Raw genomic sequence first — 14,669 nt, 5'->3', positions numbered from 1 at the left:
ATGGCGGGACATGTGGAGGCCGACGGCCCCGGCGTCGGGGGGAGTCACCAGGGCCGTCGGCGTCTTGGCGGTGGGGGGACGCGCGCGCGGGGAGCGGGAGCGGGTCAGATGGTGAGGCCCTTGTCGCGCAGCCAGGCGAGGGGGTCGACGGGGTCGCCGCCGCCCGGGCGGACCTCGACGTGGAGGTGGGGACCGCTGGAGTTGCCGGTGGAGCCGACGTTGCCGATGACGTCCTCGGTGACGACCTCCTGGCCGACGCTGACGTTCATCGAGGACAGGTGGCAGTACCAGACCTCGGTGCCGTCCTCCAGCTCGACGATGATGCGGTAGCCGTAGTCGCCCGCCCAGGCGGCCTCGGCGACGACGCCGGTGTGGATGTTCTTGACGGGGGTGCCGGTGGGGGAGGCGAAGTCCTGGCCGGTGTGGGTGGAGGACCAGTAGGAGCCGGACTCGCCGAAGCTGGAGGTGAGGGTGTAGTCGGAGAGCGGGATGGTGTAGCTCTCGCGGAGCCGGCGCAGCCGCTCCTCCTCCTCGCGGCGCTGGCGTTCCAGCTCCTCCTGGCGCTGGCGTTCCAGCTCGGCCTGGCGCTCGGCCTCGGCCTGGGCGGCGGCTTCCTGTGCGGCGGCCGCCTCGGCCTCGGCAATGGCGGCCTCGCGGGCCTCGGCGTCGGCGTTGGTCTCCTGCTGGTCGGCCTGCTGGAGGATGCGGGCTCGCAACGCCTCGCCCGCGTCGGTCTGGCCCGCCTCGACGTCGGCCTCGGTGATGCCGGCGGTGGTGAAGGGCGCCTGCGCCACCATCTCGGCGTGGGTGTCGGGCGTGGAGTCGGAGCCGGAGCCGGAGCCCTGGCCGGGGACGATGCCGTTGATCAGCGGGATGCTGTCCTGGATGGCCCTGACCCGGTCGGCGGCGCCGTCGAGGCCGGGGACGGCGGCGCCGTCCTCGTTGGCCGTGGCCATGCCGCCGGCGCCGACCGCCGCTATGACGCCGACGCCGAGGACGGCGCGGCTGCGGGCGATGGTGCCGCCGCGGCTGCGGGTGACGCGGTGGCGGCCGCGTATGGGGGGGAGGTCGTCGTCGCCGCCCGGGTTCCACTCGCCGGTGGCGGTGGGGGCGAGGCTCGCCGGGGCGTCGAACGCCGCGAGGTCGGTGAGCTGGTCGTGCGGGTGGAGACCGTCGAGACCGTCGAGGCGGCCGAGCCCGTCGAAGCCGTCGAAGCCGTCGCCGGGAGGAGGGCCGGCGTCGGGGCCGGGGCCGTAGGGGTCGTCCGAGCCCGGGCCGGTGGAGCCGTACGCCTCGTGCGGGCCGTACGCCTCGTGCGGGGCGAACGAGCCGTGCGGGCCGTAGGGGTCGTGGGGTTCGGGTATGCCGGGCGTGGCCACCGTGGCGGTGTGGGGGTCGGCGTAGGCGGTGGCCGTTCCGTGCCCGCCGTACGTGACGTGTGTGCCATGGGGGTCTTCGCTGGAGCCCGCATAGGCGTACGGATGGGGATCCGTGTCCGCGGGGGCGGCATACCGGTTCGACGCCACGGAGGCGCTCTCCTTTCCTTCCTTCGCCTACCGGGTTAGCTGACGGGTTCGGAGCAGGAAGGTCTCCTACGAGCGGCAGGCGGCGGTGGCTGCCAGCTGCCCGATTCACCCCGGATGATGGTTCCCCGGTTCCTTTGGTGCAGTTGTGACGCACGCGCCAGATTCGGCGACGGAGCACGGTGCCGTCCTTGCGACGACAGTGACGACCGCGCTGCGTTATCGAACGTTAATAGACGGGCTCGCCAGATTCCAAGGGCCTACGCGAAATAAAACCCTGTCTTGGCCAGGACTTTCAGCCCACAAGCCCTGCAAACCGGGCATAACTTCAGAGGAAATGTAGTCCGCTTCGCGCCGGACTGATACCTGATCGAGCGTCAGTTGTTATGGAGCGGCGCGCACTCGCTACTCCTAGTCACCTCCCCGCCTCGCGGATACCGTGGTTCCCATGGCCGCCGATTTCTCGTCTCCCTTCCTGACCGTCATGACCACCACTGACAGCGAGGAGGTTGCCGAACGTCTCGCCCGCGGCGCGGTACAGGCTCGGCTGGCCGCGTGCGCGCAGATCGACGGGCCGATCCGGAGCGTGTACCGGTGGCAGGGCGCCATCGAGAGCGAGCCGGAGTGGCGGGTGCTGTACAAGACGACGGCCGCCCGGTACGAGGCGCTGGAGGCACACATCAGGAGCGAGCACGGCTACGCCACGCCGGAGATCATCGCGACGGGGGTGGTCCGGGGCAGCGCGGACTATCTGGCGTGGCTGGAGGAGGAGACGCGCGAGGCCGACGTGGACTGAGCGGCGTTGTCAGTGGCGTGCGGCACGATGAACGGCATGAGCAACGACACACGCCCCATGCTCACCATCACCACCGTCAACATCAGCGCGCCCGACCCTCCCGCCCTCGCCCGCTTCTACCACCGGCTGCTCGGGTACGAGATCGCCGTCGAGGAGCCGGGCTGGGTGCTGCTGCGGGATCCGCGGGGCGGGATGGCGCTGGCCTGCCAGAGCGAGTCGGACTACGCCCGGCCGGCGTGGCCCGCGAGTCCGGGCGAACAGCAGATGATGATGCACCTGGAGATACGGGTCGAGGACCTGGACGTGGCCGTCGCCCACGCCACCGCGTGCGGGGCCACGCTCGCCGCGAGCCAGCCGCAGGACGACGTGCGGGTCTGCCTCGACCCGGCGGGGCACCCGTTCTGCCTGTGGGTCGAGGGCTGAGGCCGTCGAGGCGTCCTCCCCCAGGCCACGGGTGGGCACACCACGGGCGTCGCGAGGCGAACGCCCCTTAGGCGAACGCCAGTAGGCGAACGCCCAGTCGTGCGCGGGTCAACGACCCGGCAAGTCCAGCGCCTCCCGCCAGCCCGCGCCCTCGGCGAGGAGAGAATTGCCCACAGCCTCACGGCAGTTCCAGGGCGATCCATGGTGAAACGCCCCGGATTCCGGGAAGGGGCCAGGTAGACGAAGCGAACGCCCAGCGAGGGGCAGGGAGGCCCGAATGACGATCAAAGGCATCGACGTATCCGGGTACCAGTCAACCGACTACCCGCTCGACGGCCACGACTTCGTGATAGTCAAGGCGACCGAGGGCACCAGCTACGTCAACCCCCGGCACTCCGCTCAGGTCGACCGCGCCCGGTCCAACAACCGGGTCGTCGGCCACTACCACTTCATCAGCCCCAGCAGCGGCATCTCCGCGCAGATGGACTACTTCCTGGACCACATCGCGGCCCGGAAGGACGAGTTCCTGGCGGTGGACTGGGAGGACAGCGGCGTCTCCAGCGACGAGAAGGACGACGCCATCCGCCGCCTCCAGGACCGCGCGGGCGGCCGCAAGGTGCTCCTGTACTGCAACGTCGACTTCTGGCTCAACCGCGACACCTCGTCGTTCGCGGGCGACGGCCTGTGGATAGCGCAGTACAACGGCGACCCGGGCAACCCCGACATCGAGCACCGCTGGCTGATCCACCAGTACACCTCCGACCCGATCGACACCAACGTCGCCCGGTTCGACAGCCGCGAGGACATGCGCGCGTGGGCGGCCGGGGAGAGCGGCTCGGGCGGCGGCGGCGAGGGCGGCGAGGACGAGGAGCCTCCCAGACGCTCGCTCTTCGACGCCCACGAGCTGACGCGGACCGTGCGTCCGGGAGCGTGGACCACGCTCCGCTTCAACCGCCGCTACGAGGACGGCGACTGGGTCGGTAAGGACGACGAGACCGGCATCATCTACGGGCCGTGCTACTACACGGCGTCGGTCGGGGTGCGGGTGAAGGGCCTGTCACGGGGCGGGGAGTTCAGCGTGCGGCTGGCGAACTACCGGGAGAAGGGCGACGGCAGCGGCGAGTTCGAACGCACGGTGGGGATGCCGAGCCAGTCCCCGGTCCATGTCGGCGGCGACCTTCACGTCGTCCACACCTGGACCGGCTTCGTGCCGGGCGCGCGTCGGGGCCGGGTGCGCGTGGAGGTCAGGCACAAGGGCGACGAGCCCGTCACCGTCGACCGTGCCCGCGCCGAGACCCTGTGGTGGCCCGCTGGGTGAGGAACGGGCGAACCGTAGTTGCGCCACTGACCACGTTCAACGTTCCAAGCTGACGGCTGGGGCGACAACGCCCTCACGCGGCGCCGGAGGAGGCGTAAGGCGCGGCGGCCCAACCCGCCCGGGGGCCGCCGCGCCGTCTGTTTCGCCCGTGGCTGTTTCGCCCGTGACGATCGCTGGGAGTATTGCGCCGTCCCCACCCCCCGTCAACGCCGTCTTCCGGAAATTATCGGATCGTTTTCGGCCTTCGGCGCATCGTGCCACCTCAAGCGAACTGGACAGACGCGGTGGCCGCTTGGCGGCGCGAGGCGTCACCGATCGTCGGCACCACCAATATTCCGGCACCCTTCCGGTACTACCGCCGAAAGACTTCCGAGCCTCCGAAGAGCGCGGCCAGCCGCTGGTCCAGCACGGGCGCGATGACCTCGGCGTACGCCTCGCTCATGTGGTTGGCGTCGCGGTAGACGAGCGTGTCCCCGACGACCACCGGGCACGCCCCGGTGCCCGAACACAGCCATGGCAGGGGATCGACGACGGCGACGCCGCTCGCCTCCGCCGCCCGCTCCGTCGCCGCCCGCCGCACCGGGTCGCGATACGCCTCCGGCAGGCCGCTGGCACACGCATCGAGCCGCAGCGGGTGCGCGGCGGCGCACTCGACGGCGTCACGCCGGGGCCACGGCGTGTCGAGGAGGGCCGCCACCTCCGCGCCCGTGTCCGTCAGCCGCCCGAAGGTCTCCGCGAACCCCTCGGTCCACGCCCCCCGGCTGTTGTCGCGCCAGCCCTGTCCCGCCTCCGAGGAGGAGGCGAGCACCAGCGAGGGGTCCAGCTCCGCGATCATCTCCAGGGCCTTGCCGCGCCACTCGTCGCAGGAGTCGTACGGCCCGCCGCTCTTGGCGACCGTCACCTCGGCGATCTTGCAGGACGCCTTCGTCAGCGAGACCAGCCGCCAGCCCCGCTCCACCGCCAGCGGCTCCAGCGCCGGGAACCACTGGGCGGCGTGCGAGTCGCCGAAGAGCACGACCACCGTGTCGGAGTCCGGATCGCCGTACTCGCACATCGGCGTCTCGGTGCTGGTGAAGCCGACGTGGCAGCCGTCCTCGTAGACCGCCGACCGGCCCTCCTTGATATCCAGGAGCGGCGGCGAGAGGTTCCCCGGCAGCCGATCGACGTCCGCCGCCGACTCCACCAGCGCCACCAGCTCCGCCTCCGGATCCGGCGCCCCGGCCAGGGCAGGCCCCAACTCGGTCCCCGGCGCGCCCGACGGGATCTGCGGCGGGAAGGCGGCGGCGACCAGGGTTAACGCCGTCGCGCCCGCCGTCAGTCCGAGCCCGAGCGCCAGCGCGCGCCGGGGCCGACGGCGGAACGCCGCATGGAACCGCACCGGATTCTCGACCAGGCGGAACGTGAGCCAGGCCAGCACCAGCGCCGCCGCGCTGAGCGCGAGCCGCGTCCGCACGCCGCCGGGCCGGTCCAGCGCGGCAGGGCCGATGATCAGCGCCGGCCAGTGCCACAGGTACCAGCCGTACGACAGCCCGCCCACCCACACGGCAGGGCGCCGGGCCAGCACCAGGCGCGCGTCGCCGGGCGCGGGGGCGCAGCCGCCGGCCAGCACCAGGGCCGTGCCGAGGACCGGCAGCAGCGCGTGATGGCCGGGGAAGGGTGTTGCCTCGTCGAACCGGACCGCAGCCAGGCCGATGCAGCCGAGCCCGAGCCAGGTCATGGGCGCGGCGAGGGCGGCGGGCAGGCGGGCCAGGCGGGGGGCGGAGAGCGCCACCAGCGCGCCGGTGCCGAGCTCCCAGAAGCGGGTGTGCGAGCCGAAGTACGCCCAGGGGCCGGAGCCCAGCCACACACTCAGCGAGAGGGAGACCGCGCAGAGCGCGGCGAGGGGCAGCGCGAGGGGCAGCGCGAGGCGCCGCCGCCGCGCGATGTCCCTGCCCGTGATCCTGTCCCTGCCCGTGCCCCTGGCCAGTCGCCAGCTCAGCAGTAACAGCAGTGGCCACAGCAGGTAGAACTGCTCCTCGACCGCGAGCGACCAGAAGTGCTGTAAGGGAGAGGGCGGGGCGCCGGCGTCGAGATAGTCGGTCTCGTTGCCCGCCAGGCGGAGGTTCATGGCGTACAGCACGCTGCCGAGCGCGTCGCCGGCGTACTCCTCGAACCGCACCTTGGACAGGAACAGCCAGGCGCCGGCCAGCGTCGTCACGGAGACGAGCGTCGCCAGCGGCAGCAGCCGCAGCGCCCGGCGGGCGTAGAAGCCGCGGAGAGAAATGCGTCCGGTGGCGGCGAGTTCGCGGTGGAGGAGTGAGGTGATGAGAAAGCCGGAAATGACGAAGAAAACGTCGACGCCGACATATCCGCCGCTCAGCCGGTCCACGCCGGCGTGCGAGAGAACGACGAGCGAGACGGCGAGGGCGCGCAGTCCCTGAATGTCGAGACGCAGCGCGTGTCCGGCGTTCTCCTCCCCGTTTTCCCGGCGTCGGACGTCGCGCGGCGGGACGCGGATCTCGCCGGTGGCCAGGGTCACCATAGACCGGCCTGGACGTGCATGAACATGCTTCCCCCCGGGCAGAGTTGACTTCAGGACTTCAGGACGACTTCAGGGCTTCAGGACGCTGACGGAATGCGGCAAGGAGCGCGAAAGACAGACGGAGCCGCCGGCCCGGCAGAGGCAAACCCCCCTCATGGTCCTCTGGGCTGTCACCCGGGCCCCGGTTATCCGATGCACTTCGTACGACTCGGCTCCCCCGGGATGGGTTGTACGCGATCCCGGATCCGTTTCCGTCCGCCTTCTCTGCCTCTGCGGCACTGGTGTTGTGTTGATCACGTACATGTCGGGCGCGGAGTACCGCGCCATGTTCGGCCTGTCGGCAGGGGAGCTGGCCAACGCCTCGGTGCTGGACTGCTGCGCGGGCGGCGCGATCTCGCCGCCCGCGTCGACGCCGCGCTGCACGACGGCGACCGCATCTTCGAGGCACACGCCGACCGTTTCGAGTGGGATTGATACGGAACGCCCGAACGCCGCACAACGATGCGGCGGACGTCGGCGCGCCGCTTCCTGCCTGAGCGACTTCACCGCGCACCCGGGCCGCTACATCGCCGCGACTCTGCCGCACCTGCCCTTCGCCGACGGCAGTTTCGATCTCGTGCTGTGTTCGCACGCGCTCTTTACGTGGTCGGATCGCCTCGACGCCGCCTGGCACCGCGCCACTCTCGACGAACTGGTGCGCGTCTCCCGGCACGAGGTTCGCATCTACCTGCTTGTCGTTCAGGGAACAGGTCGATCCGTCGACTTTCTCGACGAGCTGCGTTCACATCTCCACGCGGCAGGCTGCTCCACAGGACTCTCACCAGTCCCCTACCGCTTCCAGCGTGATCCCACGTGCTCCTCGTCGTCGAAACCGTCGAATGTGAGAGAGGGCTTGCCAGAACACGAATGCTCCTGTTTGATTCCTGCGATAAACCGCCCATTGCGGTAGCCGGAGGGAGGGGACCCGGACCGTGACGGCAAGCGTTCTCCGCCGTACTGCATCTGTGATGCAACGCCTGCTGCTTGTGCTGCTCTTCACGGCCGGAATCCTGATCCTGGCGACGATCCTCGCTACCCGCGCGGAGGCCGCGGAGGCGGGCGCCGGTGCGGAGGCCGCTGACGCGGGCGCGGACGCAAGCGCCGCGACCACGGACGCCGACGCGGAAGCTGATGCTGACGCTGACGCGGCTGACACCAGCACGGACGCCGACGCGGCGGATGCCGCCGATGCCACCGATGCCGCGGACACGGAGACCGACGCCGAGACCGACGCGGACTCAGGTAGCACGACGAGCACGGACGCGGGCGACGCGGACGACGCCGCCGCGAGCGGAAGCGACACGAGCGCAGACACGGAAACCGACGCGGCAGCCCTCGACTCCGGCGTTGACGCGGGAACCGAGACGGACGCCGCTGGCGCGGACGCTGACGCTGCCACCAGCACGGACCCCAGCGCCGACACTGCTCAGCAGCCAGACGCGGATGCGGAACCGGAAGCGGAACCGGCAGCCGCTGACGCGGAAAGCGACTCGGCCGGAGCCGACGCGAACACGGACGCGAACACGGGTGCGTTCAACGGCACGGACCCGGGCAGCGCGGCAGGAAGCTCCGCAGGCTCAGCTGCGAACGGAGGCGCGCCCCCGGGGGCCGGCCCCGACGGCAGCACCGGGACGGACGCCGCAGGTGCAGGCGCTGACGCTGACGCTGCTGGTGGAGACGCCCCAGCCGACAGCCCGTCAGGCCCTGCCCCGACTCCAGGTGGTAACGCTGGCGGCGCCGGTTCCGCTGAAGGAGCTGCCCCGGACCCCGGCGTTGGAACCGGTGCCGGCACGGGCGGCGAAGGCGTCGGCCCGGGCGAGCACGCCTCCGTGCCGGGCAGGCCGGCGAAGCCCGACCACACACAGCCCGGAGGCCCCGCCCCGGAGGCAGGCACCAACGCTGGCGCCGCCGCGCCGCCGCAGGAGCAGGACGCGGGTGGGGAAGGCGCCGCCCCCCACGAGCACGCGCCCGCCCCCGCGCCCGGCAGGCCAGACGAGCCCGGCGCCGCCACGCCGCCGCCCGCGCACAACGACACGAACCCGGGCACCGGCAACGAGGCAGACGCCGGCGTCGATGGGGAAAGCGCCACTCCCGGTAAGCCAGACAGCCCTGGCGCCGCCACACCACCGCCCCACGCCGAGAACGACACGAACCCCGGCACCGGCACCGGCACCGGCACCGGCACAGCGCCTGGCGTCGACGACGAAGGCGCCACCCCCGGCAAGCCAGACAATGCCGGCCTTGTCTTGCCACCGCCCGCGCACAACGACACGAACACCGGCGACGACACCGACACGGACCACATCGCCAACGACAAGCCGGAGCAGGCCGCCGACGACGTCGCCGACGACGCGGGGCAGGCGCCCGATCAGGCCGGGGACGAGGCGGCAGAGCCCGCGGCCCCGGTCGCGGAGAGGCCCTCGGAGGCGCAGGACCCGTCCTCGGACGAGGGCTCGAACGCCGTGGACGCCGGGGCTGGCGACGCGGCGGGCGGCGAGCCGCCCGCGCTGCCCGACGAGGCGTCGACCGGCTCCAGCGCCGCCACCCCGCCCAGCACCCCCGCCACCCCCGACGCGTCCCACGCCTCCAACGCCTCCAAGCCGCAGGGCAACTCGGCCGGCGCCGACCGCCCCGTCCACGGCCCGCAGGCGTACGGCACGGGCCCCGACGCCAACCAGCAGGCGCCGTCCCCCCGGAACGACCGCGCGTCCGCGCAGCCCGACACGCGCCAGCTCGCCGACGCACCCCCCGACCTCGCGCCCTCGAGCCCGTCCCACCCGAACGGCCCCGGCGGCACCCCGGCCGGCCCCCGCGTCCCGGCCGTTCCCCCGGTACCCGCACCCGGCGGCGGCGCCCCCGGATCTTCCTCCTCCCAGTTCGGCAGCGAGCACACCCAGCGGGCCCTCGACACCTACGCGAGCCTCCCGGCGTTCGCCCTCCCCACCCTCTTGGGCGACGAGCACCGACCCGACGACACCGACTCGCCGCTGCCCGACCGGCCCCACTCCCCCTCGGAACTCCCCGGCTGACCTGGGCGTACCAACGCCCCGTCAGTCCAGTCAGAGAGCGCATGCACGCCGGGCCTGGCGTTGCACGCTCTCGCCTCAGGGGAGAGACCGTGAAAAAGTCTGACAAGGAGATCATCGACATTCTCGTGGCCTACGACGCCACGGAATCCGTCTACGCGGCCGCGAAGATCGCGGGCTGCGACCCGAAGACCGTTCACCGGTATGTCACCGCGCGGAACACGGGCCAGCCCATGACCGGCACCGTACGCCGGCCGCGCCTGGCCGACCCGTATGCGGCGAAGATCGAGGAGTGGGTGGACCGGTCGCAGGGTCTGATCAGCGCGACCAATGCCCACCAGCGCCTGGTGCGCCTCGGCTTCACCGGCAGCGAGCGGACCACGCGCCGCATGGTGGCCGAGGCCAAGGACCGCTGGCGTCAGGGGGCCCGCCGCGCGCGTCGCCCCTGGACCGCCGAGCCGGGTTTATGGCTTCAGTTCGGCTGGAGCCCAGGTCCCGTCGTGCCGGGGCCGGACGGCTATCCCCGCAGCACTTTCCTCTTCAGCGCATGGCTCGCGTGGTCGCGGTTCCGCATCGTGATCCCGTGCCGCGACCGCTCGCTCGCCACGCTGATCTGCTGCCTGGACGCCTCGTTCCGGTCCCTGGGCGGCGCGCCGACGTACGTGCTCAGCAGGCCCAGCGCGGGCGCCGGAATCCGGCACCCCCTCCTCATCGAGGCGGCCCGCCACTACGGCGTTCAGCTGCTGACCTGCGTGCCCGACGACGCGCCCGACGACGGAACGCCCGCGAGCGTTCCGGTCGACGCGGAGGACATGCTGCCCGCCCTGCCCACGGGGGTACGGCTGCGCCCGCGGTACTGGTCGTTCACCGAATTGCAGAACGCCTGCCGCGAGGCGACCCGCCGCACCAACCAGCGCGGGGCGCACCAGCGCCTGCCAGTCGAACGCGCCCGCCTGCACCCCTTGCCGCCCTCGCCGCACACCCGCGCGCTGGGGCCGGCAACGGGCGTGCGGCGCGATCACACCGTGGAGTTCGAGTCGGTGCGGTACCCGGTGCCGCCCGGCCTGGCCGGCGGTGAGGTGTGGATACGGGTGGCGCGCGGCGAGCTCATCGTCGTCGCCGACCTGGGGTCCGCGCCGATACGCCCCGGCCTGACGGAGGTTGCCCGGTACCGCATCCCGGGCTCGGGCTGACCTCCGTCGTCCACCAGACGCGACCGGCCGCCGACACCACCCCCGTCGGCGGCCGGTCGCCTGTCCAAGCGCCTCTGTCCGGTCGTCTCCGCCCGGTCACCTCTGCCCGGCACCCCGTCCGCCACCCCCCGTCCGCCACTCCCGCCCGGCACCCCTGTCCGGCAACCCCGCACGGCCTTGTCCGGCGACCCGGAACAATCCTGTCCACACCACCGCATCCGTGACGACCCCACCCACTCAACCCCCCGTCCCCGTAGGCCCCAAACCGCCCTATACACCACTCCCACCCCGCGCCTCAACGCCGCTCGTCCGCCCCGCTCACCGCCGTTGACGTGCCCCCTTTCCCCCGACACTCTTGGTCCCGGCCTCTTCCCGTCCCCCTATTGCGGGAGGCCCGCCCCGGACGCACCCCCCGGTGTCCGGGGCGCTTTCGCGTTCGCGCTCACGGGGCGGCGAGCGGCTCCGCCCGGTACGCCCGATGCAGCAGTTCCAGGAACGCGGGCGCCTCGGGCAGGGGCACCGGCCCGATCCGGTTCACCGGCACTCCCGGCGTCCACGAGTTCATGACCACGGCCCCGGCCAGCCCCGGCACGTCGTCGAGCGTGATCTCCCGGGCGCGCTGCGGCACGCCGAGGCGGTCGAGCTGGCGGCGTACGACGCCCATCGTCGTCCCACCCAGCATCTCGGCGACGGGCCAGACCACCGCCGTGCCGTCCCAGAACGCCAGGTTCCAGATCGTGCCCTCGCTGAGCCGGCCGCGGCGGTCGACGAAGGCGGCGTCGTCGAAGCCGTCGGCGGCGGCCCGCCGCAGGAAGTAGGTCTTGGCCACCTCGCCGACGTGCTTGACGGCCGGCAGCACCCGCTCGTACGCCACGGCCGCGAGCGCCAGCGGCCCGGCAGGCCCGTACCCGGTCGTCGGGCAGGTCCCGGCCGAAGAGCTCCACCGAGGCGTTCCGCAGCCGCTCCAGGTGCAGATCCAGGCCCCGGACCCGGCCGCCGCGCACCTGCATCGCGGTGAAGTGGGCGTAGCCGGCGAAGGCGAGCGGCGCCAGCTCCTCAGCGGTCGCGGGCTGCTCATTGCGGTGGACGACGAAGGACGTGGACATGCGTGGGCTCCCGGAAATCTCGGCACTCTCGGAAAACTGGAAAAGCTCGTAAAAATCCGAAAACAGAAAACTCGGACCATGGAATATCCGCTGCCGATCGCGACGCTATGGCCTCACACCGGTGGAAAGGTCAAGTGAGCGAGCGATGCTGATCGGCGAGCTGTCCCGGCATACGGGCGTCAGCGCGCGGCTGCTGCGCTACTACGAGGAGCAGCGGCTGCTCGAAGCCCGGCGGGGCCCCAACGGCTACCGCGACTACGACGAGGACGCCGTCGTCACCGTGCGGCAGATCCGCGCCCTGCTGAACGCCGGGCTGACGACCGACGTGATCCGCGAGGTCCTGCCCTGCGCCCGGGGCGAGCGGCCCGAGATCGACATGTGCGTCGACCTGCGCGCCATCCTGGGCCACGAGCTGGCCGCCATCGACGAGCAGATCGGCAGCCTCCAGCGCCGCCGCAGCACGCTCGCCGACTACCTGGGCGGGCCATGCCCCGCGACCTGAACAGGCTGAGCGAGCCGAACAGGCAGAGCGGGCGGCTGACGCTGAACCTGTGGCGCCACCGCCTCGGCGCCGTCCCCGCGTCGGTCTGGCGGCGCACCGATGTCCAGGTGCTGGTCCTCGCCGACAACGACCTCACCACCCTCCCACCCGAGATCGGCCGCCTGCGCCGCCTGACCACGCTCGACCTCGGGCACAACCGACTCGCCTCGCTCCCCGAGGAACTGGGCGCCCTCACCGGGCTGAGCGGCTGCCTCTACCTGCACGACAACGCCCTGACCCGCCTCCCGGACACCCTGGGAAACCTGACCCGCCTGCGCTACCTGAACGTCGGCGAGAACGCCCTCACCGCGCTCCCGGGCACCCTCCCCCACATGACCAGCCTGATCGAGCTCCGGGCCCAGCACAACCGCCTCACCGCCCTGCCCGCCGACCTCGGCCGCCTCCCCCACCTCCGCGAACTCTGGCTCCGCGGCAACGCGATCGAGACCCTGCCGCCGTCCACGGCCGACCTGCGCGAGCTGCGCCACCTCGACCTGCGCGACAACGCCCTCACCGCCCTCCCCGAGCCGCTGTCCGCCCTCCCCCGCCTCCGCCACCTCGACGTGCGCGCCAACCACATCACCCACCTCCCCGGCTGGGTCGCCCGCCTGCCCTCCCTGGAGAAGCTGGACCTGCGCTGGAACGGCGCCTGCGAGCCCGCCGAGCGGCTGCTCGCCGAGCTTGAGGCGCGCGGCTGCGTCGTCCTGCTGTGAGCCCTCCGGCGGGCAACGGGCCGGGCCGGGCCGGGCCGGGCCCAGCGGCTCACCTTCGGCTTCTAACCCGCGCGGCGGGCCCCAGGGGCGAACGACTCATAGGCCCGGGCCAGGCTGGCGGAGCCGTGGCCCTCGGCGGCCTGGCGTTCGAAGAGGCCGAGCAGCGGGGCGAGCAGGCGGTCGTCAACGCCGCGTGCGCGGCCCGCCGTCAGGATCGCGTCCAGGCCCCAGCGGTTGATGTCGATGGTGGAGGTGTCCGTGGCGTAGTCGCCCGAGTCGATGTCCCCGGCGAACTCGGGCAGCGCCTGGGCCGCCTGGACCAGCCACCTCACCATCGGGCGCGTGATGTCGGCGGCGGGTATGCCTTCGGTTCCCGCCAGGGTGATGCCGTGGAAGAAGCCGGCGAACATGCCGTACATGCCGCCGAGCACGGCCATGTCGTGGACGGAGGCCAGGGCCGGGTCCTCGCCGGTGAAGGTGCCGGCGCCGAGGACCGCGTCGAGGGTCGGGTGGTGGGCGTCGAAGGCGGCGCGCGAGCCGCTGTAGAGGACGAACGCCTCGGGCGTGCCGATGGTCTGCGGGACGGCGTAGACCGCGCCGTCGAGGTAGTCCGCGCCCTGCTCGGCGGCCCAGTCGGCCATGGCGCGGACGGGCTCGGGCGTTCCGGAGGTGATGTTGACCAGGGCGCGGCCCGCGAGCGCACCGGCGCTGGGGGTGAGGGCGGCGCGGGCGGCGTCGTAGTCGAGGACGCAGACGATGACGAGAGGGCTGGCGGCGACGGCCTCGGCGACCGTGCCGACGCGGCGCGCGCCCTTGGCGACGAGCGGGTCGGCCTTGGCGGGCGAGCGGTTCCACACGGTCGTGGGGTGACCGCGCTCGACGAGCGCGAGGGCGAGCGCGCGGCCCAGGTTGCCGAGGCCGATCACGGTGACGGGGGTCAATGGTGCGTTCATGGCGCCACGGTGCCCCGGCGGGCTTGCGGTTCGCTGCCGGTCCCCTGACGGTCCGCTCCAGGGCGGCGGAAGCCGGCGGTGGGCCGTTTCCCGCTGTCGCCCCGGTGTTTCTCGGCGACGAGCCACACCAGCGCGAGGAGCTCGAGCGGCGCGAGGTTGGCGGCGAGCATCCGGCGGGGCTCGTCGGTGGTGCCGGCGGAGAACAGCAGCCCGCCGGCGTTGAACGCCCCCGGCAGCCCGGTCCGACCGCCGCGTCCGGCAGCAGGGGGATGTCGGCGACGATCGCGCGGTGGCCGTCTCGGCCGGGCGAGAATGCCTGCCAGGGTCGGGCTCATGGTGCCATGTCAGCATCCAAGCATCCCCGCGGATTTGCGCTGCGGCGCGGGCGCCCGTGCGGCGTTCGAACTCGGCGTTCGAACTCGGCGTTCGGCATCGGCGTTCGCCCTTGGCCGATCCGTCACCGCCGCGTCACCTGATCCGGGCATGTCAATATCGTTCAGCCGTCGCTCTCCCCCAC

Annotated in this window: 13 protein-coding genes, 1 pseudogene and 1 riboswitch; of the genes and pseudogenes, 9 read left to right on the top strand and 5 right to left on the bottom strand. The window is 72.5% G+C overall.

Going from position 1 to position 14,669, the window contains the following annotated elements:
* Nucleotides 1-104 precede the first annotated feature (104 nt).
* Nucleotides 105-1,526 (bottom strand): M23 family metallopeptidase, encoded by a 1,422-nt coding sequence (locus ACTWQH_RS27345; protein ID WP_443289435.1) that lies wholly within the window; start codon nt 1,524-1,526, stop codon nt 105-107.
* 9 nt (nt 1,527-1,535) lie between these two features.
* A riboswitch (cyclic di-AMP (ydaO/yuaA leader) is annotated at nt 1,536-1,705 on the bottom strand.
* Nucleotides 1,706-1,971: 266 nt separating this feature from the next.
* Here ACTWQH_RS27345 and cutA point away from each other — a divergent pair.
* From cutA to ACTWQH_RS27330, 3 genes are all read left to right on the top strand, one after another.
* Nucleotides 1,972-2,319, top strand: a complete 348-nt coding sequence (gene cutA, locus ACTWQH_RS27340) for a divalent-cation tolerance protein CutA (protein ID WP_443289434.1) — start codon at nt 1,972-1,974, stop codon at nt 2,317-2,319.
* Nucleotides 2,320-2,355: 36 nt separating this feature from the next.
* Nucleotides 2,356-2,742: a VOC family protein gene (locus ACTWQH_RS27335; protein ID WP_443289433.1), complete on the top strand. Its 387-nt coding sequence runs from the start codon at nt 2,356-2,358 to the stop codon at nt 2,740-2,742.
* Nucleotides 2,743-3,019: 277 nt separating this feature from the next.
* Nucleotides 3,020-4,060: a glycoside hydrolase family 25 protein gene (locus ACTWQH_RS27330; protein ID WP_443289432.1), complete on the top strand. Its 1,041-nt coding sequence runs from the start codon at nt 3,020-3,022 to the stop codon at nt 4,058-4,060.
* Between the two features lie 352 nt (nt 4,061-4,412).
* Here ACTWQH_RS27330 and ACTWQH_RS27325 read toward each other — a convergent pair whose 3' ends face one another.
* Entirely contained in the window at nt 4,413-6,581 is a 2,169-nt protein-coding gene (locus ACTWQH_RS27325) for an acyltransferase family protein (protein ID WP_443289431.1), read from the bottom strand.
* A gap of 286 nt (nt 6,582-6,867) precedes the next feature.
* On the opposite strand from ACTWQH_RS27325, the gene ACTWQH_RS27320 reads away from it, so the two are divergent.
* From ACTWQH_RS27320 to ACTWQH_RS27310, 3 genes are all read left to right on the top strand, one after another.
* A complete protein-coding gene (locus tag ACTWQH_RS27320) occupies nt 6,868-7,530 on the top strand; it encodes a class I SAM-dependent methyltransferase (protein ID WP_443289430.1) in 663 nt (220 codons plus the stop codon).
* Between the two features lie 919 nt (nt 7,531-8,449).
* The gene (locus tag ACTWQH_RS27315; protein ID WP_443289429.1) at nt 8,450-9,649 is read left to right on the top strand and encodes a hypothetical protein; all 1,200 of its coding nucleotides are present in this window, start codon (nt 8,450-8,452) and stop codon (nt 9,647-9,649) included.
* An 89-nt stretch (nt 9,650-9,738) separates the two neighbouring features.
* The gene (locus tag ACTWQH_RS27310; RefSeq protein WP_443289427.1) at nt 9,739-10,839 is read left to right on the top strand and encodes a Mu transposase domain-containing protein; all 1,101 of its coding nucleotides are present in this window, start codon (nt 9,739-9,741) and stop codon (nt 10,837-10,839) included.
* 442 nt (nt 10,840-11,281) lie between these two features.
* Here the strand turns inward: ACTWQH_RS27310 and ACTWQH_RS27305 are convergent.
* A pseudogene (locus ACTWQH_RS27305) lies at nt 11,282-11,849 on the bottom strand (aminotransferase class IV).
* Between ACTWQH_RS27305 and ACTWQH_RS27300 the strand changes: the two are divergent.
* The 3 genes from ACTWQH_RS27300 to ACTWQH_RS27290 are packed head-to-tail and all read left to right on the top strand — an operon-like array spanning nt 11,808 to nt 13,199.
* Complete coding sequence (locus tag ACTWQH_RS27300; protein WP_443289465.1) at nt 11,808-12,083, top strand: hypothetical protein; 276 nt, start codon at nt 11,808-11,810, stop codon at nt 12,081-12,083. The pseudogene ACTWQH_RS27305 and the gene ACTWQH_RS27300 overlap by 42 nt on opposite strands.
* Nucleotides 12,084-12,090: 7 nt before the next feature.
* Complete coding sequence (locus ACTWQH_RS27295; RefSeq protein ID WP_443289426.1) at nt 12,091-12,447, top strand: MerR family transcriptional regulator; 357 nt, start codon at nt 12,091-12,093, stop codon at nt 12,445-12,447.
* Nucleotides 12,432-13,199 (top strand): leucine-rich repeat domain-containing protein, encoded by a 768-nt coding sequence (locus ACTWQH_RS27290; RefSeq protein WP_443289425.1) that lies wholly within the window; start codon nt 12,432-12,434, stop codon nt 13,197-13,199. The genes ACTWQH_RS27295 and ACTWQH_RS27290 overlap by 16 nt, the downstream gene beginning before the upstream one ends.
* 62 nt (nt 13,200-13,261) lie before the next feature.
* Here the strand turns inward: ACTWQH_RS27290 and ACTWQH_RS27285 are convergent, their stop codons facing one another.
* Together ACTWQH_RS27285 and ACTWQH_RS27280 are read right to left on the bottom strand one after the other, a co-directional pair.
* Complete coding sequence (locus ACTWQH_RS27285) at nt 13,262-14,152, bottom strand: NAD(P)-dependent oxidoreductase (protein WP_443289424.1); 891 nt, start codon at nt 14,150-14,152, stop codon at nt 13,262-13,264.
* Nucleotides 14,149-14,487, bottom strand: coding sequence for a hypothetical protein (locus ACTWQH_RS27280; RefSeq protein WP_443289423.1), 339 nt, complete (start codon nt 14,485-14,487; stop codon nt 14,149-14,151). The genes ACTWQH_RS27285 and ACTWQH_RS27280 overlap by 4 nt, the downstream gene beginning before the upstream one ends.
* Nucleotides 14,488-14,669: the final 182 nt, after the last annotated feature.

This window comes from Streptomyces sp. 6N223 (genome assembly GCF_052246635.1).
In the GTDB taxonomy this organism is placed as follows: domain Bacteria; phylum Actinomycetota; class Actinomycetes; order Streptomycetales; family Streptomycetaceae; genus Streptomyces.
Note: the sequence above shows the minus strand (reverse complement) of the source record. Positions and strands in the feature narration are given on the sequence as shown.

What these genes read in the sequence shown, in the direction of transcription:
- ACTWQH_RS27295 (WP_443289426.1), top strand. Translation starts at nt 12,091, where the DNA reads ATGCTGATCGGCGAGCTGTCCCGGCATACGGGCGTCAGCGCGCGGCTG.
- ACTWQH_RS27285 (WP_443289424.1), bottom strand. Translation starts at nt 14,152, where the DNA reads ATGAACGCACCATTGACCCCCGTCACCGTGATCGGCCTCGGCAACCTG.
- cutA (WP_443289434.1), top strand. Translation starts at nt 1,972, where the DNA reads ATGGCCGCCGATTTCTCGTCTCCCTTCCTGACCGTCATGACCACCACT.
- ACTWQH_RS27330 (WP_443289432.1), top strand. Translation starts at nt 3,020, where the DNA reads ATGACGATCAAAGGCATCGACGTATCCGGGTACCAGTCAACCGACTAC.
- ACTWQH_RS27290 (WP_443289425.1), top strand. Translation starts at nt 12,432, where the DNA reads ATGCCCCGCGACCTGAACAGGCTGAGCGAGCCGAACAGGCAGAGCGGG.
- ACTWQH_RS27280 (WP_443289423.1), bottom strand. Translation starts at nt 14,487, where the DNA reads ATGAGCCCGACCCTGGCAGGCATTCTCGCCCGGCCGAGACGGCCACCG.
- ACTWQH_RS27325 (WP_443289431.1), bottom strand. Translation starts at nt 6,581, where the DNA reads ATGGTGACCCTGGCCACCGGCGAGATCCGCGTCCCGCCGCGCGACGTC.
- ACTWQH_RS27335 (WP_443289433.1), top strand. Translation starts at nt 2,356, where the DNA reads ATGAGCAACGACACACGCCCCATGCTCACCATCACCACCGTCAACATC.